The organism is Sorangium sp. So ce385 (assembly GCF_051474135.1).
Taxonomy (GTDB): Bacteria; Myxococcota_A; Polyangia; order Polyangiales; family Polyangiaceae; genus Sorangium; species Sorangium cellulosum_D.
Window position 1 is genome coordinate 2,159,192 of sequence record NZ_CP150337.1, and the last position, 23,116, is coordinate 2,182,307.

20 protein-coding genes are annotated in these 23,116 nt (G+C 74.5%); 6 read left to right on the forward strand and 14 right to left on the reverse strand.

The genetic code is table 11. The features are described from left to right. Positions 1 to 18 precede the first annotated feature (18 nt). Positions 19 to 1,698 (forward strand): glycogen synthase, encoded by a 1,680-nt coding sequence (locus WME83_RS07925; RefSeq protein WP_437318648.1) that lies wholly within the window; start codon positions 19 to 21, stop codon positions 1,696 to 1,698. 85 nt (positions 1,699 to 1,783) lie between these two features. Here the strand turns inward: WME83_RS07925 and WME83_RS07930 are convergent, their stop codons facing one another. Continuing rightward, complete coding sequence (locus tag WME83_RS07930) at positions 1,784 to 3,001, reverse strand: DUF3829 domain-containing protein (protein WP_437318649.1); 1,218 nt, start codon at positions 2,999 to 3,001, stop codon at positions 1,784 to 1,786. A gap of 194 nt (positions 3,002 to 3,195) precedes the next feature. On the opposite strand from WME83_RS07930, the gene WME83_RS07935 reads away from it, so the two are divergent. From WME83_RS07935 to recN, 3 genes are all read left to right on the forward strand, one after another. Then, positions 3,196 to 4,008 (forward strand): hypothetical protein, encoded by an 813-nt coding sequence (locus tag WME83_RS07935; protein WP_437318650.1) that lies wholly within the window; start codon positions 3,196 to 3,198, stop codon positions 4,006 to 4,008. A gap of 230 nt (positions 4,009 to 4,238) precedes the next feature. Further along, positions 4,239 to 6,824 carry a hypothetical protein gene (locus WME83_RS07940; RefSeq protein WP_437318651.1) on the forward strand — a complete coding sequence of 862 codons (2,586 nt, stop codon included), beginning with the start codon at positions 4,239 to 4,241 and terminating at the stop codon, positions 6,822 to 6,824. A 34-nt stretch (positions 6,825 to 6,858) separates the two neighbouring features. Then, positions 6,859 to 8,556, forward strand: a complete 1,698-nt coding sequence (recN, locus tag WME83_RS07945) for a DNA repair protein RecN (protein WP_437318652.1) — start codon at positions 6,859 to 6,861, stop codon at positions 8,554 to 8,556. A 148-nt stretch (positions 8,557 to 8,704) separates the two neighbouring features. On the opposite strand, the gene WME83_RS07950 is transcribed toward recN, so the two are convergent. From WME83_RS07950 to WME83_RS07960, 3 genes are all read right to left on the reverse strand, one after another. Next, on the reverse strand, positions 8,705 to 10,195 hold the full coding sequence (locus tag WME83_RS07950) for an FAD-dependent thymidylate synthase (RefSeq protein ID WP_437318653.1): 1,491 nt from the start codon (positions 10,193 to 10,195) through the stop codon (positions 8,705 to 8,707). Between the two features lie 208 nt (positions 10,196 to 10,403). After that, positions 10,404 to 11,222, reverse strand: coding sequence for a type I methionyl aminopeptidase (map, locus tag WME83_RS07955; protein WP_437318654.1), 819 nt, complete (start codon positions 11,220 to 11,222; stop codon positions 10,404 to 10,406). Next, positions 11,219 to 11,812 (reverse strand): cobalamin ABC transporter substrate-binding protein, encoded by a 594-nt coding sequence (locus WME83_RS07960; RefSeq protein WP_437318655.1) that lies wholly within the window; start codon positions 11,810 to 11,812, stop codon positions 11,219 to 11,221. Before WME83_RS07960 ends, map begins: the two co-directional genes overlap by 4 nt. A gap of 357 nt (positions 11,813 to 12,169) precedes the next feature. Here WME83_RS07960 and WME83_RS07965 point away from each other — a divergent pair, with 357 nt between their 5' ends. After that, positions 12,170 to 13,024, forward strand: coding sequence for a hypothetical protein (locus WME83_RS07965; protein ID WP_437318656.1), 855 nt, complete (start codon positions 12,170 to 12,172; stop codon positions 13,022 to 13,024). 237 nt (positions 13,025 to 13,261) lie between these two features. Here the strand turns inward: WME83_RS07965 and WME83_RS07970 are convergent, their stop codons facing one another. The 10 genes from WME83_RS07970 to WME83_RS08015 all read right to left on the reverse strand — a co-directional run bounded on the left by WME83_RS07970 (position 13,262) and on the right by WME83_RS08015 (position 20,882). Next, positions 13,262 to 13,528 carry a NifU family protein gene (locus WME83_RS07970; protein ID WP_437318657.1) on the reverse strand — a complete coding sequence of 89 codons (267 nt, stop codon included), beginning with the start codon at positions 13,526 to 13,528 and terminating at the stop codon, positions 13,262 to 13,264. 130 nt (positions 13,529 to 13,658) lie between these two features. Continuing rightward, positions 13,659 to 14,495 carry a hypothetical protein gene (locus WME83_RS07975; protein ID WP_437318658.1) on the reverse strand — a complete coding sequence of 279 codons (837 nt, stop codon included), beginning with the start codon at positions 14,493 to 14,495 and terminating at the stop codon, positions 13,659 to 13,661. 98 nt (positions 14,496 to 14,593) lie between these two features. Further along, positions 14,594 to 16,024 (reverse strand): hypothetical protein, encoded by a 1,431-nt coding sequence (locus tag WME83_RS07980; RefSeq protein ID WP_437318659.1) that lies wholly within the window; start codon positions 16,022 to 16,024, stop codon positions 14,594 to 14,596. Then, positions 16,021 to 16,818, reverse strand: coding sequence for a hypothetical protein (locus WME83_RS07985; RefSeq protein ID WP_437318660.1), 798 nt, complete (start codon positions 16,816 to 16,818; stop codon positions 16,021 to 16,023). The genes WME83_RS07980 and WME83_RS07985 overlap by 4 nt, the downstream gene beginning before the upstream one ends. Before the next feature lie 88 nt (positions 16,819 to 16,906). After that, positions 16,907 to 17,389, reverse strand: a complete 483-nt coding sequence (locus tag WME83_RS07990) for a hypothetical protein (protein WP_044987738.1) — start codon at positions 17,387 to 17,389, stop codon at positions 16,907 to 16,909. 14 nt (positions 17,390 to 17,403) lie between these two features. Continuing rightward, positions 17,404 to 18,357, reverse strand: a complete 954-nt coding sequence (locus WME83_RS07995; protein ID WP_437318661.1) for a DUF4349 domain-containing protein — start codon at positions 18,355 to 18,357, stop codon at positions 17,404 to 17,406. A 166-nt stretch (positions 18,358 to 18,523) separates the two neighbouring features. Next, positions 18,524 to 19,105, reverse strand: a complete 582-nt coding sequence (locus WME83_RS08000) for a CDP-alcohol phosphatidyltransferase family protein (RefSeq protein ID WP_437318662.1) — start codon at positions 19,103 to 19,105, stop codon at positions 18,524 to 18,526. A 135-nt stretch (positions 19,106 to 19,240) separates the two neighbouring features. Beyond that, positions 19,241 to 19,675 (reverse strand): universal stress protein, encoded by a 435-nt coding sequence (locus WME83_RS08005; protein ID WP_437318663.1) that lies wholly within the window; start codon positions 19,673 to 19,675, stop codon positions 19,241 to 19,243. Between the two features lie 365 nt (positions 19,676 to 20,040). After that, positions 20,041 to 20,517 (reverse strand): hypothetical protein, encoded by a 477-nt coding sequence (locus WME83_RS08010; protein WP_437318664.1) that lies wholly within the window; start codon positions 20,515 to 20,517, stop codon positions 20,041 to 20,043. Positions 20,518 to 20,525: 8 nt separating this feature from the next. Further along, complete coding sequence (locus WME83_RS08015) at positions 20,526 to 20,882, reverse strand: DUF4398 domain-containing protein (protein ID WP_437318665.1); 357 nt, start codon at positions 20,880 to 20,882, stop codon at positions 20,526 to 20,528. A gap of 1,157 nt (positions 20,883 to 22,039) precedes the next feature. Here WME83_RS08015 and WME83_RS08020 point away from each other — a divergent pair. Continuing rightward, positions 22,040 to 22,918 carry a hypothetical protein gene (locus WME83_RS08020; RefSeq protein ID WP_437318666.1) on the forward strand — a complete coding sequence of 293 codons (879 nt, stop codon included), beginning with the start codon at positions 22,040 to 22,042 and terminating at the stop codon, positions 22,916 to 22,918. Positions 22,919 to 23,116: the final 198 nt, after the last annotated feature.

The window sequence follows — 23,116 nt, forward strand, 5'->3', positions numbered from 1 at the left end:
TTCCCCCCTCCCATGTCCATGCCGCGCATGAAAATTCTCTTCGTGGTGTCCGAATGCGTCCCCTTCAGCAAGACCGGCGGCCTCGCCGACGTGGCGGGCGCGCTGCCGATCGCGCTCGCCGCGGCGGGCCACGACGTGCGCGTCGTGATGCCGGCCTACCGGGGCGCCAAGCGTTACCTCGCCCGCCAGATCGAGCGCGCCGAGCAGCAGGCTCGGGGCAGCGCGGCGGTCGCCGCGCCGGCGGTGGCCGCGGCGGCCGCCGGCCCGTCGGCCGACGTTGCCGAGGTCGCTCCCCCGGCGGAGGCCGCGCCGGCGGCCGCCGCGCCGGCCGACGCGCCGGCGCTCGCCGCTCCGCAGGGCGGGGACGCGCCGGCTCCGGCGGAGCGCTTCATGCCGCGCCGGCTGCCGGAGCCGCTCGGCATCCCGCTCGGCACGGGCGAGGCGTGGACCGCCGTCTGGGAGACGCGCCTCGATCCCGAGACCCCCGGCGCGCCCGCGCCCCGCGCGTACCTGCTCGAGCACGACGTGCTCTACGATCGCGACGGCATCTACGGGGACGCGCACGGCGAGTTCGGCGACAACCTCGCCCGCTACGCGCTCCTGTCGCGCGGCGCGCTGCAGCTGTGCCACGCGCTCGGCTTCTGGCCGGACGTCGTCCACGTCCACGACTGGCAGACCTCCCTGGTCCCGCTCTACCTCAACGTCCTCGAGCACCGATCGCCGCTCGCGCGCGCCGCGTCGGTGCTGACGATCCACAACCTCGGCTACCAGGGGTGGTTCAACAAGCACCAGCTCCCCACGACGGGGCTCGGCTGGGATCAGTTCCACAGGTTCTGCCTGGAGGCGTACGACAGCATCAACCTGCTCAAGGCCGGCATCTACAACGCCACGCTCGTCTCCACGGTCTCGCCCAGGTACGCGCAGGAGATCCAGACGTGGGAGGGCGGCGAGGGGCTCGACGGCGTGCTCCGGGATCGCGGCACCGACGTGATCGGCATCCTCAACGGCATCGACGATTCGATCTGGAACCCCGCGACCGACCCCCACATCGCGGCGACGTACTCGGCCGAGGACCTGAGCGGCAAGCGGCTGTGCAAGGCGGCGCTCCAGCGCGAGATGGGCCTCGAGGAGCGCCCCGACGTCCCGCTCCTCGGGCTCATCAGCCGCCTGGCGACCCAGAAGGGGATCGACATCCTCGCGGGCGCGCTCGACCACATCCTCTCGCTCGACGTCCAGCTCGTGGTCCTCGGCTCCGGCGAGCGCTGGGCCGAGGACCTCTTCTCGCGGATCGCCGGCTCGAGCGACCGCTTCCGCGTCTACGTGGGCATGAACGAGGGGCTCGCCCACCGCATCGAGGCGGGCTCCGACCTCTTCCTCATGCCGTCGCGCTACGAGCCCTGCGGCCTGAACCAGCTCTACAGCCAGCGCTACGGGACGCTGCCGGTCGTGCGCGCCGTCGGCGGCCTCGACGACACGGTCGAGAACAACGTCACGGGCTTCAAGTTCGAGGAGATGTCGTCGATGGCGCTCGGGAACACCGTCGCCTGGGCGGTGCACCTCTACCGCGCCGACCCGGCCTACTTCCGGACGATGCAGCTGCGGGCGATGAAGAAGAACTCCGGCTGGGCGCAGGCGGCGCGGCAGTACGAGGCCCTCTATCGCCTCGCCATCTCCCGCCGCACCGGCCGCCCGTTCTGATCGCGCCCGCGCCCCCGGCGGGGGGCGCGGCGCGATCAGCGGCCGCGGGCGCGCCTCCCTTCCGGGGAGCGCCGCCCGGGGCGCGCTACTCCTTCTCCGGCTCGGCGGCGGGCGCGGCGGGCGCGGCGGGCGCCGCCGGCTGCGCGGCCCCGGCGGCCTCGCGCGTCGCCGCCTGGCCCTTCGCCATGAGCGAGCGCGAGAGCGCCCGGTGCTTCCCCTCGACCACCGACACGAAGCTCGTGACGACCGGCAAGAACAGGGCGGGGGAGGAGATCCCCTGATCGGTCAGCTTCGGCTCGGCCGCCTTCACGTCGCGGATGAAGCCCTCGAGCGCCGGGGTCATGATCTTGGCCCACGGGTCGGTCTGATGGCTCGTGCCGTGGGTCTTGAGCGCCGCCGTCGACGTCTCCACCTTCTGGAGCGCGGTCTTCGCCGCCGCCGGGTCGACGTTCTTGCTGGCGAGGATCACCATGAGCGCGCGCGCGTCCTCGAGGGCCGTGATCGCCGCCTTCTGGCCCTCCTCCGCCTTCGAGAGGTCGGGCAGGTGGGACGAGTGCCACGCCGACACCGCGAGGCCGAGCTTGTCGGAGTGCGCGTCGAGCTTCTGGAAGTCGGCGATGAGCTTCGCGTGGAGCTCCTTGCCCTTCGCGAAGCTGTCCTTCTTGTACTCCTCGCGCTGGTAGTAGTTGGCCGCCGTGGCGATGTTCTTCGCGAGCTCGGTCGCGAACGGCGCGTACTCGGCGAGCGCCGCGTCGACGTCCGGCATGGCCGGCTCCTTGAGGCTGAGGGCGACGGTGCAGGCCCGCGCGTTGCGCTCGTGCGGGGCGCGCGCGCTGAAGTTGAACGGCCGGCGGTCGTCCTTGCCGGGCGGCGTCGGCCCGGCCTTGGCGGAGCCGGCGGCTGCGCTGCCGGACGCCGCGGCCGCGGCCGCGCCGGGCACGGGCGGCTTGGCGGGGAGCAAGCCCTTCGGGGCGTCGCCGGCCTTCGCCTGGTCCTCGGTGCCGAACTTCGGGATCTTCTTCTCGCTGGGCTCGTCCTTGCCGAGGCTCGCGAGGTACGCGTCGCGGGCCTGTTTCAGCGAGAGCGTCCCGAAGTAGCAGACGTCGACGCGGTACTCCTTCATCGACTGCGGGTCGACCTTCGCGATCGGCGACACGGGCGTCCGCAGGTTCTTGCCCTTGTTCGCCGCCGCGGAGCTTGCCGGCTGCTCCGGCTGGGGGGGAGGCGGGTCCTCCTTGCAGCCGGCGACCCCGCTGGCGACGAGCACGAGCGCGATGGAACAGAGAGACCTGACGGAAATCATTCGGTGTGCCTCCTCGGCTGGCGCAGGAACGGGCGCATCATGCCTAAGCCGGCGGCGCTTGCAACACCGGCCATGGGCGGGAACGTGCGCGCTGGTCGGGAAAAACCCGGCTCCAGCCCCAAACACGCGGGCTCTCCGGGTTCTTCCTGGCCTCCGCTGTGGCTGATGGAACGATCCGGGTCTAAGGTCGCCGCGTGAAGCTGCGAAGCCTGACCCTGGACGAGCTCACCATCGACGACGAGCGCTCTTTCCGGCACGTCGCGCTCTACGACGATCTGAAGCAGGTGCTCCGGCGCGACGGGTACCGCTTCCGGGTGCCGGAGGGCGAGGCGAGCTGGGATCGGGTCGTCTTCCTGAACCTGACGTTCTGGAGCCAGAGCGAGCAGGGCGACCTGATCGCCAGCGATCACCTCGCCGCGGACGTGGTCGCGCACGTCGCGTGGCACCACCTCGCCCACCGCGCCCTCACGGCCACGAGCGCCGGCGCTCCGCCCAGCGCGGAGGCGCTCCTGCTCGCCGAGGCCATCGCGAGCGCCTTCGATCTGTACCTCGTCGGGCGCCTCCTCGGGCACGCGCCGAACGCCGAGTTCCTGGCCACGCAGGTGCCGGCGATGGCCGAGGCGGCCGAGGCGGCCGGGCTCTCCGACGACGGCTTCGAGGCGCTCCTGGAGAGCGTGTCCGCGGATCCGGAGCGCGCCTTCGAGGACCTCCGCGCCCTGCTCTTCGACGTGACCACCGCGCTCCTGCCCTGCGATCGCCTGAGCCGCGCGGCCGAGATCCTCTCCGGCTTCGACGCGCACCGCTTCGCCCCGCTCCTCCACCACTACGAGCTGTCGAACTGGATCCTGTCGACGCGCGCTCCCGGGTCGCCGCCCGCCCCCGATCCGGTCGCCCGGGCCGTCGACGCGGCCCTGCGGAGCGCGCCGGTCTCGCTGGCGTGGCTGGAGCAGCGCTGGGTGCGCGCCCCCGCGCCGCTCCCCGTGCGCGCCGGAACACCCTCCGGCTGAGGGCCGAGCCCCGCGAAGGTCCGGGTGACGGGGGAGTCCCGCGGAGCGGAGCGGGCGAGCCCGAGGGCGGCCGCCCCGGTCAATTGCCAAGAAGATTGCGCGCCCAGACGAGCTGCGCGATTCTCTTCATCAAGGTGCAACTCGCCTGCTCTGTCTGCAGGGCTTACGTGGAGATCGGGGTAGGACGCGAGATGCGTCCGTCGCTGCCGTTTGTCTGCAAATCGTGCCGCATGCAGAGCAAGCAGTCGGCGTCCGACCGGGGTGAGCCGCGGTCGTCCCCCTCGGTCGTTCCGAGCTCCGCGAGCGGGCGCGACCGGCGCGAGCCGCCGAGCGATCCGGAGCGGGCGAAGCCGTCGTCCGGGCGCGCGCTCGAGCGGGAGCCCGCGCTGTCCAGCGACCTGCTGGACGCCGAGACGACGCTCCCGGGCGCGGGCATCCAGCGCAGGGCGGCGCCCGCGCGCGACCCGGAGCGGCGCGCGGCGTCGGTGGCGTCGGCGCCCCCCCCGCGGCGGCGAGGGCTCACGCTCGCGGAGCGGATCGCGCAGCAGGAGCTGGAGGACGCGCCGGCGTCGAGCCCGAGGCCGCACGCGCTGGACGCGCTCGACGCGGCGGCGGAGGCCTCGCTCGAGCACGCGGTGGTGACGCCGGACGGCGGGCTGGGGCGGCGCGAGGTCCAGATGCGACCTCGCACGTTCGCCGGCGTCTCCTGGGACGACGCGCGCCGCAGCGTCGCGGCGCCGCCGGCGCCCAGCCGGAGCCCGTCCGCGCTCCCTCCTGCCGACTCCGATCCCGTCTCGATCCAGGACCTCGCGCAGATGCTCTCTCCCGGGGTCGAGCCGCCCTCGCTCTCCTTCGGTGCGGACACCGCCGAGGACGAGCGCGCGAGCCAGCCCGCGCCAGCGCCCGAGGCGCCCCCGAGGCCGCGCACCGTCCCGCGGACGCCGGTCCCGGTCCGCCCGCCGGCGCGGCGCGAGCACCGCATCACGGCCGCGCCGGCGGCGATGCGACCGCGGTCCGCCGCGGCCCCGCGCGCGGGCGCCTCCCCGCGGCCCGTGGCGCCGCCGTCCGAGATGCCGCCGGCGCCGCTGTCCGAGCTGCCCCCGGCGCCGCTGTCGATCGACGAGGGCCGGCCCTCGTCGCACCGCTCGTCGCCCGAGCTCCGCCTCCAGGACGTGCAGGCCATGGCGGCGCTCGCCCCGCAGCCCCTGCCGTCCACGCGCCGCGCCCGGTCGGGCCCGGGCCCCGCGGCGCCCGCCGACGCCTCTCCGGCGGATCTGGCCCTGCTGGGGTCGCTCGCGCCATCGCCGGCCGCGGGCCCGCCGCCGTTCCCGAGCCCCCGGCCGACCGCGGGCCCGCCGCCGCTTCCGAGCCCGACGCCGACCGCGGGCCCGCCGCCGTTCCCGAGCCCGCCGCCGGCCGCCGGCCCGGCGCATGCTGCCGAGGCATCGCGGCGGGAGCGGGGCAGGCCGAGGGCGTCCGGGGCCCAGGGCGCCGCGGAAGGGCTGCGCGAGCAGGGGGGCGACGAGCGTCCCTCGCGCGAGCCGCCGGCGCGCGCGAGCAGCGCCCCCAGGGCGACCGCCCGCTCGGCGGGCGACCGGATCAGCCAGACCGACCTTCGTGGGCGCGCCGGTCGCAAGGAGGACTCGGGCCTGATCGACCTCCGCAGCATGGCGCCGCCGCCCGGCGCGGAGGACGAGGCGCGCCGCAACGAGGACCGGGCCGACGAGGAGATCCTGAGCATCAACGGCGGGCTGTTCGAGGGAGCCGCCGCTGCGCGCAGCTCGTCCCCGTCGTTCCCGGCGCAGCCCGTCGAGCCCGACCTCGTCGCCGTCGAGGGGCATACGTCTGCCGAGGACTCCGGGGAAGAGGCGCCGCCGCGCACCTCGAGCGCCGCCGGCCCTCTCCTGCGCGTTTTCTCGACGCCGGCTGCGCGCCAGTACCTGGCGATCGCCGGCTGGGTGACCGTGGTCTTCATCGTGTTCGGCGCGGCGCTGTACCTGGCGCAGGCCCGTGGCCGCTCGTCCAGCGCCGCGGCGGATCACGCCGCGCCGGCGAGCAGCAGCGGCGCGCTCGCCGCGGCTCCGCCGGAGGCGGCGGCTCCGCCCGAGGTGGCGCCGCCGCCCGCCGCGCCTGCCCCCGCCGATCAGGCCACCGACCGGGAGCCGTCCCTCGACGACGAGCCGGTCGCGGATTCGCCGTCCGCCGCCCCCGGCGTCGCCGTCGAGGCGCCGGCCGCATCCGCCGCGTCCGGCCCGACGGGCGAGCCAGCCGCGCCGCCGCCGTCCGAGCCGGCGCAGGCGGGCATTGCGCCCGGGCCGGCGCCTTTGCCGAGCGCCGCGCCCGCCGCTGCGCCGACGGCCGCTGCGCCGACGGCCGCTGCGCCGACGGCCGCTGCGCCGGCGGCGGTCGCCGGCCCGCAGGCCGGCGAGGGGTCTCAGGCGGCCGAGAGGCCGGCCCGGGCCGCGGCGCCGAGCGCGCCCGAGCGCGCGAAGCCGGCGGCCAAGCAGCCGCCGGCGACCTCGGCGCTCCTGCCGGCGAGAGATGAGCCGGCCCGCTTCGATCAGAGCGCGGCGACGAGCGCGCTCGCGTCCGCGGCCGCCGCCGCCGCCGGGTGCACGGGCGAGGGGCTCACGGGCACGGCCCGCGTGGCCGTCACCTTTGCCCCCTCGGGCAAGACCATGTCGGCCCGCGTGGAAGGGGGCGACCTCGTCGGGACCGCCACCGCCGCGTGCATCGCCGCCGCGTTCCGCAGCGCCACGGTGCCGCCCTTCGAGGGCATCCCGGTCACCGTCATGAAGCAGGTGAAGATCCGCTGACGACGGGCCGAAAGCTTCCTATCCTCCCGCCGCTGTGCTGGTCGCCCTTCGGGTCAAGAACTTCATTCTGATGGATGCCCTCGAGCTCCGGCTCGAGCCTGGCTTCAACGTGCTCACCGGCGAGACGGGCGCGGGCAAGTCGATCGTCGTGGGCGCGCTCTCGCTGGTCCTCGGCGGCCGCGCGAGCGCGGAGCAGGTCCGCCCCGGCGCCGACGAGGCCGAGATCGAGGCGCTCTTCGACGTGCGCAGCTCGGATCGCGCGATGGCGATGCTCGACGCCGCCGGCATCGCGAGCGACGGCGAGCTCGTGATCCGCCGCGTCGTCCAGGCGACCGGCCGCTCGCGCGCCTACCTGAACGGCCGCCTCTGCACCGCGGGCGAGCTCCAGGCGTTCGCCCCGGAGCTCGCCGACGTCGCCTCGCAGCACGAGAGCGTCGCGCTCACCGATCCGTCGACGCACCTCGGCTACCTCGATCGCTTCGGCCGCCTGGTGCCGGCGCGCAGCGAGCTCGCGGCGGACGTCGGCGAGCTCGAGGCGCTCACCGCCCAGCTCAGGGCCGCCCGCGATCTGGAGCGCGGCCGCGGCGAGCGCGAGGCGTTCCTCTCCTTCCAGCTCCAGGCCATCGACGCGCTCTCGCCGCGCCCCGGCGAGCTCGCCGACCTCGCCGCCGAGCGCAACCGGCTCCGCCACGCGGGCCGCCTGCACGACATCACGCGGCGCGCGGCGTCCCGCCTCGATCAAGGGGACGACGCGATGTGCGACGAGCTCGCGCGCCTCGCCTCGGAGCTCCGGGCCGCCGCGGAGATCGATCCCGCGCTCGACGATGTCGCCCGCGCCGTCGACGGCTGCTGGACGGAGCTCAGCGAGGCGGCCCGCCAGATCGCCCGCTACGCCGAGCGCGCGGAGGCCGATCCGGATCGCCTCTCCGAGATCGAGGACCGCATGTACCGCCTCGAGGGCCTGCTCCGGCAGCACGGCCCCACGCTCGACGACGTGCTCGCCGCGCGGGCGCGCCTCGCGGCCGAGCTGGAGCACCTCGCGGGGGTCGAGAGCCACGTCGCGGAGCTCGAGCGGCGGCGCGACGCGCTGCTCGCCGTCGCCGCCGAGCGCGCCCGCAAGCTCTCGGCGAAGCGGCGGAAGGCCGGCGAGAAGCTCGGCGCCGCGATCTCGGCGGAGCTCGCCGACCTCGGCATGGGCGGCGCGCGGGTGGTCGTGGACATCGAGCCGCACGGCGGCGACCGCGCCGAGCTGGTGGTCGACGGCGCCCGCCTCGGCCAGGACGGCATCGACCGCGTCGAGTTCCTCATCTCGCCCAACAAGGGGATCGAGCCTCGCCCGCTGCGCCGCATCGCCTCGGGCGGCGAGCTGTCGCGCGCGCTGCTCGCGCTCAAGCGCGTGCTCGCGGAGTGCGGGCCGGCGGGGCTCTACGTCTTCGACGAGGTCGACAGCGGCGTCGGCGGGGCCGTCGCCGACAAGATCGGGCGCGCGATCGGCGACGTGGCGCGCCACCACCAGGTGCTCTGCATCACGCACCTCGCGCCCATCGCGGCGTTCGCCAGCGCGCACTTCGTGGTCGCCAAGGAGAACGCGGGCGGCATCGCGAAGAGCTCGGTGACGCGCGTCGACAAGAAGGATCGCATCGCCGAGGTGGCGCGCATGCTGTCGGGCGCGAAGGTCACCGGCGCGTCGCTCAGGGCCGCGACGGAGCTCATCGAAGCGGCGCGCCTCTGAGCGGCGGGCACCCGCTTCGGATACGGGCCCACCTCGACGTTTTCGGTGCTCAGCGCACCGGAGTGCGCTTGCGCGCCGAAAACGCCGATCTGGGCCCGTCTCCTGTGCGGGTGACCGCCGCTCTGCGACGGCGTACCCAAGGCGCGGATCAGCTCCGCGCGAGCGCGTAGTCGTTCAGATCGACGCGGATCATGTCCTTGAGCCACGGGTGCACCGTGATGGCGGTGCGGTACAGCCCCTGGGCGATGCGCCGGTAGCTCGTGTGCCCCTGCTTCGCCGAGCGGAGCTCGATCACGTGGAAGAGCTCGCGCAGGTTCAGCGTCCACAGGGTCCTCACGCGGAAGCCGAGCGGCACCGCGTACTGCGCCTCCAGGGGGTAGCGCTCCTCCATCGCGTGCCAGGCGTCGCGCGCGGCGAGCATCGCGTCCTGGTAGGCCTCGGCGTGGCCGAGGTCCGACAGGGCCTGCGGCGTCTCGAAGCCGAGCCGGCAGGTGAGCCGCTGCGTCGCGGGCGTCAGCATCCGGTGGCGCTGCAGGTCGCGGTACGCGCCGTAGTCGAGCATCAGCTCGAAGGTCATCGTCGACGCCTCGAACGCGCGCGGCGGCGCGTCGTACGGGCCGCGCTTCGCGCACGCCGCCTGCGCGATGGCGATGAGCTCAGGCAGCGTCGCCCGGCGGAGCGCGTCGCCGAGGTTGTAGGCGTGCACGCCCGGGTCGCTGCCCTCGTACGCGAGCGCCAGCGCGATGCGCTCCAGCGCGTCCTTGTCGTAGCGCACGAGCCGGACGGGCTGGTTGATCACCATCGTCGCGCTCACGCCCTCCTCCGGCGGCGTGTAGACGCGCTTCATCGCCTCGGCGACGGTGGCTTGCAGCCCCTTCCGGAGCTCGTTCGGCGCGGCGTACTTCACCAGCGTCGGGGTCACGGCGAGCGCCGCCGCGTGCATGTCGCGGGCGACCCTGCGCACCTCCTCGAGCGGGTGCGACAGCATCTTCGTGAGCAGGATCTCGAGCGCCCGCGCGTTCGCGGTGAGGCCGATGTTCGTCCGCGTCCCCGCCGGCAGGAGCCCGCGCAGGAGATCGCACGCCTGCGCGCGCAGCGCGCCCCGGTAGGCCGCGTCCGACATCTTCTCGGGCTTCGGCTCGCGCGCGCTCAGCCGCTCGGTCACCTTCGGCACCAGGTCGAGGTAGGTCGCGAAGAGCCGCTCGCTCGCGGCCCGGTACCTCGCGCCGTGCTCCGGGTCGAGCTCCGGCAGGTCGACGAACGAGTGCTGATCGAAGACGACGTAGCGCGTGCTCTTCTCCGTGTAGGAGCCGAGCCGGAGGTCCTCGATCACCTTGGAGGCGACGATGCTCACGTTCTCGATCGCGAGGTGCACCACGGCGTGCTCTGCGACCGACGCGTGGCCGTAGCCGACGACCCACTTCTCGTGGAAGCTCCGCGCCTTGTCCGACGCGAACGCGAGCCCCCGGTGCGGCCGGTCGTCGGCGCCGGGGGCCACGTCGAGCTCCTCGTCGCCGAGCAGGCGCGCCAGGTTGGTGCGCAGATCGTCGCGGCTGCGCGAGTAGTACGCGAACAGGACGGCGATGACTTCTTCCGGCAGACCCGACAGCGAGAAGACGTCAGCCGTCAGGCTCGACACATACGGCGCGATTCTGGCACGCGACGCTTCGTCCAAGGCCATGCCCTGCTTCTACCCCTAATCCTCGGCCGATCGGTCGAGAAAACTCGGTTTCCAGTCGTCGGCGCCGGCCCACCTCGGCCCTCTGGCCGGGGCCGGCCGGCGCGCGGCGCGCCCTATGTTCTCACGGCGCGGCGCGCCCCACCTTCGCGCCGCGCCGGCGCGCGCCTCAGAGCGCCCGCGCCTCGGAGACGGCGAACGGATCCGGGAAGATCTCGCTGTTCGCGAGCGGCTTGCTCCGCCGGGTCAGCACCTCGCAGCCGGTCCTCGTGACCACGATGGTGTGCTCGAACTGCGCCGACAGCGAGCGGTCGGCCGTCAGCGCGGTCCACTTGTCCTCCTGGATCTCGACCTCGTACGTGCCGAGGTTGATCATCGGCTCGATCGTGAAGCACATGCCGGCGCGGAGCCGGGCGCCGCTGCCGTACTTGCCCACGTGCGAGACCTGCGGCGCCTCGTGGAAGCGCCGCCCGATGCCGTGGCCGACGAAGGCCCTCACCACCGAGCAGCCCTCGGCCTCGGCGAACTCCTGGATGGCTGCCCCGATGTCGCCGAGGCGCGCCCCGTCCCGGACCTGCGCGATGCCGAGCTGCAGGCTGCGCCGCGACACCTCGGTCACGTGCTTGGCCTCCGGCGACGGCTTGCCGATGTAGAAGGTCGCGGACGTGTCCCCGTAGAAGCCGTTGTAGATGGTGGTGACGTCCACGTTGATGATGTCGCCCGGCTCGAGGACGCGGTCGCACGGGATGCCGTGGCAGACCACCTCGTTGATCGAGGTGCAGACGCTCTTCGGGAACCCGTGGTAGTTGAGCGGCGCGGGGTAGCCGCCGCGGCGGATGGTGTCCTCGTGGACGAAGGTGTTGATGTCCTCGGTGGTGATGCCGGCGCGGATCATCTCGCCCACCCCGAGGAGCGTCTCGGCCGCCATCTGGCAGGCCACCCGGAGGGCGTCGACTTCCTTGACCGTCTTGATGCTCACATTGCTCACGGCGCAGACAGCTCCCCGAGGACGACGGCCTCCTTGACGGCCGCGGCGACCTCCGCTGTATCAGGTGAAAGGTGCCAGTGGATCTCCGGCTCGCCGTCCACGCCGGCGAAGCGCCGGATGAAGGCGATGAAGGTGAGCCCTCGGAGCCGCGCGTCGATCGCCTTGGCGATGGCGAACGCGCGGCTCTGCGGGCGGATGTGGAGCTCGAACGTCCGATCCGGCACCCGGGGTGTTGCCAGGGGAGGGTAGCCGACCTGGATCCCGAGGTGATAGGTGCTCTGGTCTCCGATCGAGTCGACGGTCACCGTGCTCACGCGGACCCGCGCGACCACGTCGGCCGTCTGCGCCCTCTCGCGGAGGAACGGGTCGGACCTGGGGGACGGGCCGTCCAGGAAGAAGCCCACGGCGGCGGGCTCGATGTTGTCGTCGAAGACCTCGCGCGCGTGCCCCTCCCACGCGGGCGCCCCGCCCAGCGTGTCGGCGGACGCCGCGGCGCGCTCCTGGTCGGCGACGCAGCCGCCGGCGGGGCCAACGGTCGCCAGCGCGGCGAGCGCGAGGCGAAGCGGAGCAGCACCGGTGGCGGAAATCATCCTTGGGACCGGAGCTCGTAGCACGTCGGCTCGCCCCTGTCAGGACCCCGCACACATCGGCCACAAGCGCTGTTGAGGCCGTTTTTTCCTCGGCGTTCGCCCTGCGCGGCGCGCGGTGCTTCGTGCGCCCAGCGTTGAATCGTCTCGTCGTCCTGTGTTCGTCCTTCACCGGTTTCACGGCTTCCATCGACGGGGCCGAGCCGCCGTCCAACGTCAGCGGGCGGCCCCGGTCGGCGGGGATCCTATTCTCCTGTCCTACCGCAGGTGCTAGCGTTCCCGGGCTTGCCGGGCTGGGTTCCTAACTTTTGCGATTGCAGAGCGCGCAGGGACAGGGCCTGCGCCGGCTGGAGGAAGAACATGAAAGCGAAGAGGCTCCTGGGAGCAGCGTTGGCCGTTGGGCTGGGCCTTGCGGCGATCACGAGCACGACCGTGGTGGCTGCCCAGCCGAAGAGGGGGAAGAGCGGGGCGCCGGCCGCGGCCCCTGCCCGGCCTGCCGAGCCGCCGGCGACGAAGAAGACGATCGCGCTGACCCCTGCCGGCATCGCGTGGGGGATGAGCACCAAGCAGGTCGCGGCGTTGATCGACAAGATGCTCGATGAGGCGTACGTGCCGCGGTACAAGGCGACGTCGCCCGGCGTGAAGATGAAGGCGCTCGACGCCGAGCTCGCCGAGGAGAAGAGCGCGTTCCGCCGCAGCCGCATCGACTTCGGCAAGCTGCCGACGGGCATCGACGCGACGCCGCTCAAGGGCGAGTACACCTACCTCAACAAGGAATCGATGATGACGCTGGCCCGCGCTGACGGCGGGAAGCGTTACTTCTTCTTCATCCAGGACAAGCTCTGGAAGATCATCGATGAGCATGCGCTGGGCGAGGGCAACCCGCGCGGCAAGGACTACCCGTCGGCGGTCATCAAGCTCGCGACGGCGTTCGGGGTGCCTGGCCGCGTGACGCCGCCCGAGCCGGAGAAGGGCCGCTACGTCACCGAGGTCGACTGGAAGGACGCGGCCACGCATTTCCGCGCGATCGAGCGCAGCGAGAGCGAGATCGCCTTCGCCTACGAGGACCTGGTGACGCTGAGCAGCCTCGATTCGCTGCGTCCCAACAAGCCGGTCGACGCGAACGCCATCGACCCCGCCGTCGCCTCCGCCGTCCGCAAGGACGAGCCCCCCCCGGCCCCCCCTCCCACCGAAAAAGCCGGCAAGAAGAAGTAACCCTCCCCGGTCCTCCCCCTCGGAGCCCCTCCCGCGGGCTCCTCCTCCGCCCCCTCTCATCCCCAGAGCCCCGCCCGCGGGCTCCTCCTCCGCCCCCTCCCATCTCCAGAGCCACGCTTGCGGCGGTCGCCCGCACAGGAGACGGGCCCAGATCGGCGTTTTCGGCGCGCAGGCGTACTTCTGTACGCCGAGCACCGAAAACGTCGAGATGGGCCCGTATCCGAAGCGGGCGACCGCCTACGAGACGAGGGAGGCGCCGTCGGGGACGCGCATCCCGTTCGTCACGACGACCCGCGCGGACGGCGCGACCGCGAGCACCGCCGGCTCGATCACCGCGCGCGCGGTGAGCATGGCCCCGGGGCAGCCAGAGCATGCGCCGGCCAGGTGGAGCGTCAGGTGGTCGGGCTCGACCGCCACGATGTAGAGCTCACCGCCGTCGGCTCGGACGAGCGGCGCGATGACCTCGCGGCAGACCTTGAGAAGCTGATCGATGGAAGCCGGCATGGGGGTGAGCTCGCAGCGCGAGCCAGCTGCGAGCCTAGCACGGCAGCGCTCGATCGCGGGAGATCGCCCTGGCCCCGCCGCGCCGGGCGCCTTGGCCGCGGCCCGGAGGGCCCGCGCCCGGCGCTCGCCCTCACAGCGTCGAGACGAGCGCGGCGACGCCGGCGTCCGCGGCGAGCTCCGGCGTGCGCTGCGCCGCGGCGCCGAAGGTGCGCCCGGCGATCTCGACCGTCCCGCTCCACGGGCCCGAGGCGGTCTTCGCCGGAAGGTCGAGCTTCTCGAGCGCCTCGGTGTTGACATCAGGCGTCACCGGCCCGCCGTAGGCCTTCGCGCCCTTCCACGCGAAGACGTAGAGCAGCGGCGTCGACTTCAGGCCGTCGCGCTTGGCGATCTCGGCGATGTCGCGCTTCGCCGCCTCCTGCAGCCGGTACGCGTAGGCGCGGAACGACCAGCCCGTGACGAAGAGGCCCTTGAGCTCGCCGTCGCTCGCCTTGACCGGATGCACCGCGACCCACTGGAGATCGGGGCCGTTCCGGACGCCGCGCATCTCCTGCATCTCCCCGAACGCCTCGACCAGCCCGCTGCCCGGCGCCAGCACCTTCCTGAGCTCCGGGAACGAGGCCAGGACGGACCGGTTGGCGAGCATGTCCGGATCGGCCTCGCTGCGCAGCACCGTGCCGCTCGGATCGGCGAACGAGAAGAAGGTGCCCTTCGCGAACTCGAGCTCCTTCACCGAGGCGCGCGCGCCCGCGATCGCCCGCTGGAGCCCGAGCAGGTTCGCGCCCGGGTCGGTGTCGATCAGCGACGCGAGCTTCTGCGAGCCCGCGGGGAGGCCCGTCCGCACCTGGCCGACGTCCTCCGCCACGACCGGCGCGAGCTTGGCGCAGAGCTCCGCGGCCTGCTTCTGCGACGTCTTGCCGTCCTCCTGACACGCGCTCGCGAGGGCGGCGACCAGCGCACACGTGAGCACGACGGGCTTGTTTTCGCTTCGGGCGAGGGTTGAAGAGCGCATCATCGAGAACGACTCTCCACGGGGAGCGGAGTTCCGTCGGCCGGGACCATCGCTCCTCAAAGGGTTTCCGGGGTTACAAAGACGATCTCGACCCGGGCGTTGCGGCCGCGCTCGCTGCCGCCCGGGTCGACGACCGGGGCCGCGGAGCCCGCGAGGAACGGCGCGATGCGCGGGGCCTGAGGGGCCGCGGCGGCGCTCGCGCCCTGCGCCGGATCGAGGGCGCGGACGACGGCATCGGCCCGCGCGGCCCAGGCGGGCTCTTCCCTGGCGCTGATCTCCCGGTCCGTGTGCACGACCACGGCCACGGGGAACGCGGGGTGCGCGGCGGCGACCCGCGAGAGGTCGCGGAGGCGCGCCTCGCCGGCCTTCGTGAGGGCGTTGCCGGCGAACAGGCCCCGGAGCGTGACCACGATGCCGCGATCGTCGCGGACGGGCGACCAGGTGCCTGCGGCCGAGAGCTCTGCGAGCAGCGCGTCGCCGGCGCCGGGCGCGCGGGTCACCGGCGTGGCGGCGCGGCGGGCGGCGGTCAGCGCGGCGAGGCAGCCTGCCCGCGCGCGGGAGGCCTGGTCGATGGGCGCCGGGATGGCGCGGCCGGCGACGCCCGCCTCCGCGAGATCCGCGTCGAGCTTCTTGATCGCGGCGGTCGCCTCGTCGAGCTGCGCCGCAAGGCTGGCGCTTCCGGGCTGCGCGCCGCCGGGCTGTGCGGCGCCGGGCTGTGCGGTGTTGGGCTGAGCGGCGCTGGGCTGAGCGGCGCTGGGCTGCGCGGCGCCGGCCTGCGCGGCGCCGGCCTGCGCGGTGTTGGGCTGAGCGGCGCCGGGTTGTGCACCGCGGGCCTGCGCGCCGGCGGACAGCGCGGCGCTGGGCTGCGTGCTGCCGGCCTGCGCGCCGTCCGACGGCGCAGCGCTGGACTGCGCGCCGTCGGGCTGCGGATCGCCCGGTGGGGACGCGGTCAGGAGGCGCGCTGCGCCGCACAGCAGGCGGGCCTGGAGCGCGAGCGAGCGCGCTGCGGCGAGGCGCGCCTTCTCGCGATCCGCGTCGGCCTTGCCCGAGGGGACCACGGGCTGCGCGTCGCGGGCGACCTTGATCCGCATGTCTAGCGCGTCGACCTCGGCCGCGACGCGCGCCTGCTCCGCCTCGAGGCCCGCGAGGGACGCCTCGCCGGCCGAGCGCTGCGCCTTCGCCTCGGCCTCGGCCGCCTCGGCCCGGGCCACCCGCGAGATCGCGTGCGCATGCGCGTGCGCGGCGACCGCCTGCTCGCCGAGGATCTGCGCCCCGGCGCGATCCTTCTGGTCGAGCGCGGCGAGCGCGTCGCTGCGGAGCTTCTCCGCCCGGGCGAACGCGCCCGGCGCGTACCGCTTCGACTCGGCGGCGGCCGCCCCGGCGCGGACGTGATCGAGCTCGTCGAGCACCGCGGGCCGCGGGATCGGCGCGCACGCGGCGAGGACCACCCCAGCGACGGCGACGGCTGCGAGGCGGCGCGCGCTCACGGCGTGCTCTCCTTGCCGGCCGGCGCCGCCGCCTTGCCGGCGTCCCGGCTGCCCTTGGCCCCGGCGCCCTGCGCGGCGGCGGGCGCCCGCTCCGCCCGCGGCGTCGCCCCCCTGGCGGCCGCCTTCTTGCCGGCCTCGATCCGCTGCGCTTCCACGTTGGTCGCCGCCTTGGTCGCCTCGCGCGCCTCGGCCTCGATCCGCTCGAGCTCCGCCGCGGCGCGGCCCCGGCGCGCCTGCGTCTCTTCGAGCAGCGCGCGCGCCCGCTCGAGCTTCGTCTCGACCTCGCGCGCCTGCTTCGCCGCCTCTGCCGCCGCTGCCTCCACCGCGGCGGCGCGCAGCACCGACCTCGCCGTCTCGGCCCACTCGAGGGCCACCGCGTCGAGCCGCCGCGCGTTCGTCGCGTCGCCCGCCGCGCGCGCGCCGTGCGCGCGCTGGAGCGCCCGCTTCGCCTGCGCCACCGGCTCGGCCACCACCTTCGCGGCGTTCCTCGCCGGCCGTCCGGCGGCCTTGCCGCCGCCATCGGCCTTGCCGCCGCCTTCGGCCTTGCCGCCGCCATCGGCCTCGTCGCCGGCGGAGGGCGGGGGCGCCGTCGCGACGCGCCCCTCGATCTCACGGAGGATCTGCGCCGCCTTGGCGCCGTCGCCGGGCGGCGGCGCGGGCACCGTGGCGAGCGGCCTCTCTCCTTCGCCGTGCGCCAGGGCCTCGCCGCTGCCCAGCGAGGCCGCGAGGGCGAGGAGCAGCGCTTGGCTCGACCGGCGCCGCCGCGCGTCGCAGAGCATGGGGCGGGAACGCACGTCCGCCAGGTAGCAAACAGGGCTTCCGCGAGCAAGCGCGGCGGCCGCCGGTCGAGAACGCCGCGCGGCCGCCGCGGGCAGCGGCGGATCAATCGGGCAGGAAATTGCGGATGGACCAGTCGATCTGCTGCTGGTGGCGCTCGACCAGCTCCTTCTTGCCGCCTGCCTCGTGGAGGAAGACGTGGTCGTCGTCGACGAAGACGGTGAGGTAGTAAAGGTGCGCCTCCTTGCCCTCGTCGTGCCCGAAGCGCAGCTGGACGCCCGGCAGGCCGCTCCGGCTCTTCACGTCGGCCTTGCCGAGCAGCGCGTAGCCGCCGCCCTCGCGCAGCCGCTTCTCGACCACGCGGGACCAGAAGGCGAGGTCGCCCTCCGGATCGTTCTCGAAGGCGCGGACCCCGAGCACCAGCCCCTCGGCGGTGGTCGCGCGGTACTCGTCGTCGCCGTAGCGATCCCCGAGGTCGACGAAGCCCGGCGGGGTCGCGGGCACGAAGGGCCGGCCGCAGCCGAGCGGCGCCGCGGCGCCGGCGAGCGAGGCGATGAGGACGAAGGCGTGGCGGAGGGAGTGGATCATCGGAAGCGCCCCGGTCACAGGTTGAGGAGCCGCGAGAGGCCGAGCTCGTTGAGCCAGTCGATCGGGAGCCGCGGGCCCGACGGGGTGATGGTCTCGGTCGAGCGCGGCTGGAACGAGACGGTGAGGGTCGAGAACGCGACCCGGTCGCGCAGGAACTTGAGGCGCCCCTCGAGGCGCTCGAGCTCGCTCGTGACGCGCGCGAGCTCGCGCTCCAGCTGGATCGACTCCTCGACCTTCGCGGCCCTCTCGAGGAGCTTCTCCAGGCGGTCGCGCACGACCCGCGCGTTCCGGATGCGGACCCCGAGATCGAGGAACTCCTCGGTGACGTCCTCCGCGACCACGTTGCGCTGGAGGACGTCGCCGAGGCCCTCCAGGCGCTTCAGCGCCTCGTCGAACCGGGCGGCGGGGACGCGGATGGTGATCGCCCGGTCGTCGCGGCGGGCGAGGAAGCCGCCGAGGTCCCGCGCGAGCTCCTCGACCTTGCCGAGCGACGCGCCCACCTCGAACACCGCCATCGCGATCTGCGCCGTGTAGACGAGGAGGGGCGCGGGCGCCGCGCTCGCCTCGGCGGCGCCCTGCTGCGCGCCCTGCGGGCCGGCGGCGGCCGGCGCCGCGCCGGGCTGCGGCGCAGGGCTCGTCGGCGCCGGCCTGCTGGTCGCCGCGGGCTGCGCGGGGCCGGGCGCCGCCCGCCCGGGCGCCGGCGCCGGCGCCGCCTTGGCGAGCGCGACCGAGTTCGTCGACGTGTCGACGTCGATCGCCGACTCCTCGCTGATCCTCACGGCGGACATCTCCATCCCCGTGGTCGGATCCACCGGCGGCGGGGCCGGCGCCTGCGTCGCCGCGTACATCGGGGCGCTCCCGGGGTACATCGACGGGCTCGAGGCGTCGCCCGCCTTGGAGCTGGATGCGCAGGCGACGGGGCCTGCGAGCACGGCAAGGAGAGCCCAGGCGGGCAGCGTTCTTCGCATGGTTCCTCGGAGCGTGGAGCCGGTGACAGGCGCAGAACGCGCTGCCCCGGCCGACCTTACACCACGGCGGGGCGCCCGCGCCGTGCCGCGCGCAACCTCGCCGCGGGGGGGCCGGACAGCTCGGCAGGACCTCCGGCAGCCTGGTGGGCGAGGAGGGCGAGGCGAGCTAGCCGTCCGCGCCCGCCTCCGGCGGGCCCTTCGCCGCTCCGGGAGCGCGCCGGAGCTGGCGCGCCCAGTACGAGACGCCCGCCGCCGCGCCCGCGCCCGCCGCCGCCGCGAGCGCCGCCGGCAGCGCCCCGGGGAGCGCGATCGCGGCGAAGACCGCCCCGAACTGCACCGCCGTGGCGAGCTTGCCGGGGATGTTGGCGCTCGCGGTCGAGAGGCGCGCGCCGCGGAAGCGGCGGCTCACCGCGATCCAGAGCGCGAGCGGCAGCTCGAGGAGCTCGCGGGCGAGCAGCGCCGGGATGCCCCAGAGCGGGAGCGAGCCGCTCTGGAGCAGCGTGGCGACCACGGCCAGCGCGAACACCTTGTCCGCGATCGGATCGACGATCGCCCCCGTGCGGGTCACCTGACCGGAGCGGCGGGCCAGCCAGCCGTCGAGCACGTCGGTGAGCCCCGCGCAGCAGAGGACGGCGAGGGCGAGCGCGGGGCGCGTGGCCACGATCGGGAACAGCGCCGCGAGCGGCAGCCGGGCCAGGCTCATGAGGTTCGGCGGGAGCGCGAGATCGCGTGCAGACAGGGTCGACATGCGAGGAGCTCCATGCGGCGCAGGTGCGCCGCGTACGAGGGTGGTCCTTGCTCACGTCGAGCGCGATCGAGCCCGCCGCGCCCTGGCCGGCGGCAGCGCCGGCCGCCCTAGAGGAGACGCACGCGCGCGGCGCGATCAGCTGGCGACGCGCACGGTGAGCACGGGGACGCTGCTCTTCCGGATCACCTGCTCGGCGACGCTGCCGAGGAACAGGTGCGAGATCCCCCGGCGGCCGTGGGTCCCCATGACGATCATCGCCGCCCGCTGCTCCTCGGCGGCGGCCAGGATCTCGGTCGCGGGATCGCCCTCGCGCAGCGCCGTCTCGAGCCCGCCGGTCCGCGCCGAGAGCTGCTGGACCGCGCGCGACGCGGCGGCGCTCACCTCGGCGTGGAACCCGGGCATCAGCGCCGGCTCCAGCCCGGGGTACGTGTAGACCGGGAGCTGGTAGACGTGCAGCAGCACGACCTTCTGCCCCAGCCTCGCGCCGAGGTCCTTCGCGAGCTCGACGGCCTTCATCGACGCCGCCTCGAAGTCGACGGGGACCAGTATCACGTTCGCGCCTTCCTTCATCGCGCTCTCCTCGCACGCGGGACCGAGCGTCCCTTCGATCGTGGACCTTCGACCGCTGCCCGCCCCCGGGACGCTTTTGCCGCCGGCGGAGGCGTGCCGCGCGCATCTTGGATCCAAAAGCCGGTCAGTCCCAGGAGAAACTGCTCCACCGAGGCGGAGCTGACGCCCGGGGCGGTAAGCCGCGCGCGACGGCGCTCGCCCCGATCTCGGCGGTGGATGCGGGCGGCGCGCGGGCGCAGCGCGCGCGCTGCGCACCGGGCGGCGTGCGGGCGCAGCGCACGGGCGGCGCGCGGGCGCAGCGCACGGGCGGCGCGCGGGCGCAGCGCACGGGGCACGGCGCGGCCGCCGCGCGGGTCGCGGCCGCGTCACCGGGCGGGTTGCTGGGGCCGTGCGCGCGCGCGATCGACGTCCGGCTCGAGGTCGACGTCGTCGGGGAGAGCGGGGGGGAGATCGCGCGCCGCGGGCTCAGGACCGCCGCTCGCGCCTCGAGAGCGGCGCTCTTCGAAGGTCTTCCACGTCTTCCACGTCTGCCGCGCCCGCTCGAGCGCGCTCTGGTTCGCGCGCACGAGCGACGCGAGCAGCGAGCACTGCGCCCGCCGCCGCGCGACGTAGGCGGCGTCGCGCGCCGCGGCGGAGCGCGGGCGCTCGCGCGCCTCGCGCTCGGCGATCGCGAGCGCCTGCTCCGCCCGCTTCAGCTCGGCGACCGCGAGCGGCGAGAGCGGGTTGTCCTGCGCCTGCACGACCGCGGCTCGCGCGGTGACGAGCTCGGGCGGCGGCCCGGCCGCGCCCCGCGCGCAGCCGGCGAGCGAGAGGGCCATCGCGAGCGGAGCTCCGGCGCGCATGCGGCCTCCTACCGCGCCCCCTCGGCGAGCGTGCTCGCCTGGTCCAGCGTGCGCCCCGCGGCGTCGCGCAGCCCCGCCTCCCGCACGATGAGCGTCGAGAGCTCCGCGTCGACCTCGGCCCGCCGCAGCAGCCAGCGGGCGGCTTCCAGGTCGCCCACCGACAGCCGCCGCCTCGCCTGGGCGAGCTCGCTCCGCGCCAGCGCGAGGTGCATGGCCGCGCGCCGGTCCGCGCCCGCGCCCTCCTGCGCTGCTCCGCAGATCGCCGCCTCGGCGCGGGCGAGCTCGGGCGGCGGCGCCGGCGGGCGGATGGCGGCGCACCCGGCGAGCTCCAGAGAGACGATCACGAGCGCGATTCTGGCGAGCATTTGCGTGGATTCCCGATCTCGCGGCGCGCCGGTGGAACCGATGCACCCGACCGATGCACCCGGCCGCGCGCCTGGGATCGTCCTGTGCATCGGGCGCGCCAGCCTGGCCGGAGCGATCCGTGCGCGCCGGGAGCTGCGCCGCGTTTCGCCCGTTCGCGTCCGCCCTGCGCGTTCCAGGGAGCTGCTCGCCTGATGTTCGGCCCGTGTGCCGCTGCTGCACGCGAACGCGCGTGCGGCGCCACCCCAGCGATGCTGCGCCGTGACCCTGAACCCTGCGCGGGGACAACGCACCCACGCACGCAGGAACCGAGGTGCGTGCGCTGCGCAGGTCCTCAGGCGCTCCGGTCGTCGCGCACCTCTTCGATCGGGGGATGGCGGATGGATCACGAGGTCGAACAGGCCGAACGCGTCCTGGGCCGCGGTGGCGGTACGATCCGCCGAGACCGCCGCCGGCGGCTGCATCGCGCGCCCGCCGTTCTCCGCCAGTTTTGTGCTCTTCCGGCCAGGTGACGGCCGCGACCACCTAGGGAGCGTCGCTGTCCCGTCGCGCAAAGGATTGCGTTGTTGCGCATCGAATGACGGCGCCTTCGGCCCCGCGCTCGCCCGCGAGCTTCTCCCGCCGCGAGGCGGCGTCGCGGATTCGACAGCCATCACGGCAAGTTTCCACGATGGCAGCGCGATCGGAGCGACAGCCGCAGCGACGCGTCGCTCGTCGAGGGGCGCCAGGGACACGAGACCTACGGTCCGGGACAACGAGCGCGTCGTCAGGGACAAGCGTGCACATCGAGCGCGACAGGCAGCGTCCTCGCCAGGGACACGGAGCCAGTCGCCAGGGACATGCGGGGAAGCGCCAGGGACATGGCGCCAGTGGCCAGGGACAGGAGGTGCGTCGCCAGGGACACCCCGGCGCGTGTTCGCGCGTCCCTGGCGCGGCGCCGTCCGGGCACGGCGCTTGAATCTCCGTCGCCCTGTCGCGCAGCTTCCGCGTCCCGCGCGCTTCGAACTCCATCCTGGGCTGCTTGCGGGGCGAGAAAGATCGAGAGTTACGCGATCGGGTCCTTGAGAAAAGGGGAGCCCGGCCAGGGCTCTCCGGAATGGATGCCCGGGATGGCGGGGCCGGACGGGATGGCCGGCGCCGCAGCCCAGGGGAGGTCGACATGACGAAGAAGAGCGATATCGAGCGGTGGTCCGACGTCGTGCAGCAGATGAACGCCGCTGATCTTCCGGTGAGCACGGTGCCCTTGCACGTGCTCCTCGGGGAGGCGGTGGACGTGGCGAAGTTCTTCGAGAAGTACTGGAAGACCCAGGTGGACGCCCAGAAGCGGGTGACCCGCCTGGGCCTGGAGTCGGCGGTCCCGAAGGACGGCAAGAAGGGCGACGCGGCGCGCCTCGGGCCGAAGACGGCGGAGGAGATCCTCTCGCTCCAGCGCGCGACGCAGGAGGCGCAGACGCGGTATCTGCTGACCGTCGAGAAGAACAAGAGCCCGCGCGAGCGGGGGAAGTTCCTGCTCGGAGAGATCTGGGCGACGCTGAGCTTCTACTTCGACGACGGCGTCGAGGACGAGCGGGACGAGATGCTCGCCCGGATCGACGCGGCGCACGCGGGGGATCCCGACACGGCGGACGCGCTGGCGAGCGCGCTCCACGACTACGCGACGCTCGGGGAGAAGCACCGCGACGCGCTCGACGGGCTCGGCGGCTTCAAGGCGCAGTACCTGGACGAGGCGCGCGCCGTGGCGGCCGAGCTGCGGAGCCTGCCGGCGCAAACGGAGGCGACCTCCCGGCAGGCGCAGGAGGCCTTGCTGCTCCGCAACAAGCTGGCGGCGCTGCTGGTCGAGCGCATGGGCCTCGTGCGGTCCGCGGCGCGGTTCGTGTTCCGGAGCCAGCCCGAGATCGTGCGCGAGGTGACGAGCGCCTACGAGCGCCGCAAGCGCGCCGCGGCCCGGCGATCCAAGGCGCAGCCGGGCCCGGCGCCCGCGGCGCCTCCGGCCGCAGGGCCCTCGCCGGCGGCGCCGGCCGCGCCCCTCGATGGCTGAGCCGCCGGTGCTCCCAGTCGCCGCCGGTGCCTCCCAGTAGGGGAGCGCCTGCGCCGGCGGGGGCCGTGTAGTACGCTCTCGTCACGAGTGCGCTGCGCCAGCGGACCGCTTCCGTGAGCCGCCCCGCGTCGACGCGGCGCTCCGCGCGCGAGGCGGCGCGCGGCCTTCCGCTTTCGCCAGGCTCCGCGAATAAACTCC

What these genes read in the sequence shown, in the direction of transcription:
- WME83_RS07965 (WP_437318656.1), top strand. Translation starts at nt 12,170, where the DNA reads ATGAAAGCGAAGAGGCTCCTGGGAGCAGCGTTGGCCGTTGGGCTGGGC.
- WME83_RS07970 (WP_437318657.1), bottom strand. Translation starts at nt 13,528, where the DNA reads ATGCCGGCTTCCATCGATCAGCTTCTCAAGGTCTGCCGCGAGGTCATC.
- WME83_RS08000 (WP_437318662.1), bottom strand. Translation starts at nt 19,105, where the DNA reads ATGTCGACCCTGTCTGCACGCGATCTCGCGCTCCCGCCGAACCTCATG.
- WME83_RS08005 (WP_437318663.1), bottom strand. Translation starts at nt 19,675, where the DNA reads ATGAAGGAAGGCGCGAACGTGATACTGGTCCCCGTCGACTTCGAGGCG.
- WME83_RS07940 (WP_437318651.1), top strand. Translation starts at nt 4,239, where the DNA reads ATGCAGAGCAAGCAGTCGGCGTCCGACCGGGGTGAGCCGCGGTCGTCC.
- WME83_RS08010 (WP_437318664.1), bottom strand. Translation starts at nt 20,517, where the DNA reads ATGCGCGCCGGAGCTCCGCTCGCGATGGCCCTCTCGCTCGCCGGCTGC.
- WME83_RS08020 (WP_437318666.1), top strand. Translation starts at nt 22,040, where the DNA reads ATGACGAAGAAGAGCGATATCGAGCGGTGGTCCGACGTCGTGCAGCAG.
- WME83_RS07930 (WP_437318649.1), bottom strand. Translation starts at nt 3,001, where the DNA reads ATGATTTCCGTCAGGTCTCTCTGTTCCATCGCGCTCGTGCTCGTCGCC.
- WME83_RS07960 (WP_437318655.1), bottom strand. Translation starts at nt 11,812, where the DNA reads ATGATTTCCGCCACCGGTGCTGCTCCGCTTCGCCTCGCGCTCGCCGCG.
- WME83_RS07990 (WP_044987738.1), bottom strand. Translation starts at nt 17,389, where the DNA reads ATGATCCACTCCCTCCGCCACGCCTTCGTCCTCATCGCCTCGCTCGCC.
- WME83_RS07995 (WP_437318661.1), bottom strand. Translation starts at nt 18,357, where the DNA reads ATGCGAAGAACGCTGCCCGCCTGGGCTCTCCTTGCCGTGCTCGCAGGC.
- WME83_RS07925 (WP_437318648.1), top strand. Translation starts at nt 19, where the DNA reads ATGCCGCGCATGAAAATTCTCTTCGTGGTGTCCGAATGCGTCCCCTTC.
- WME83_RS08015 (WP_437318665.1), bottom strand. Translation starts at nt 20,882, where the DNA reads ATGCTCGCCAGAATCGCGCTCGTGATCGTCTCTCTGGAGCTCGCCGGG.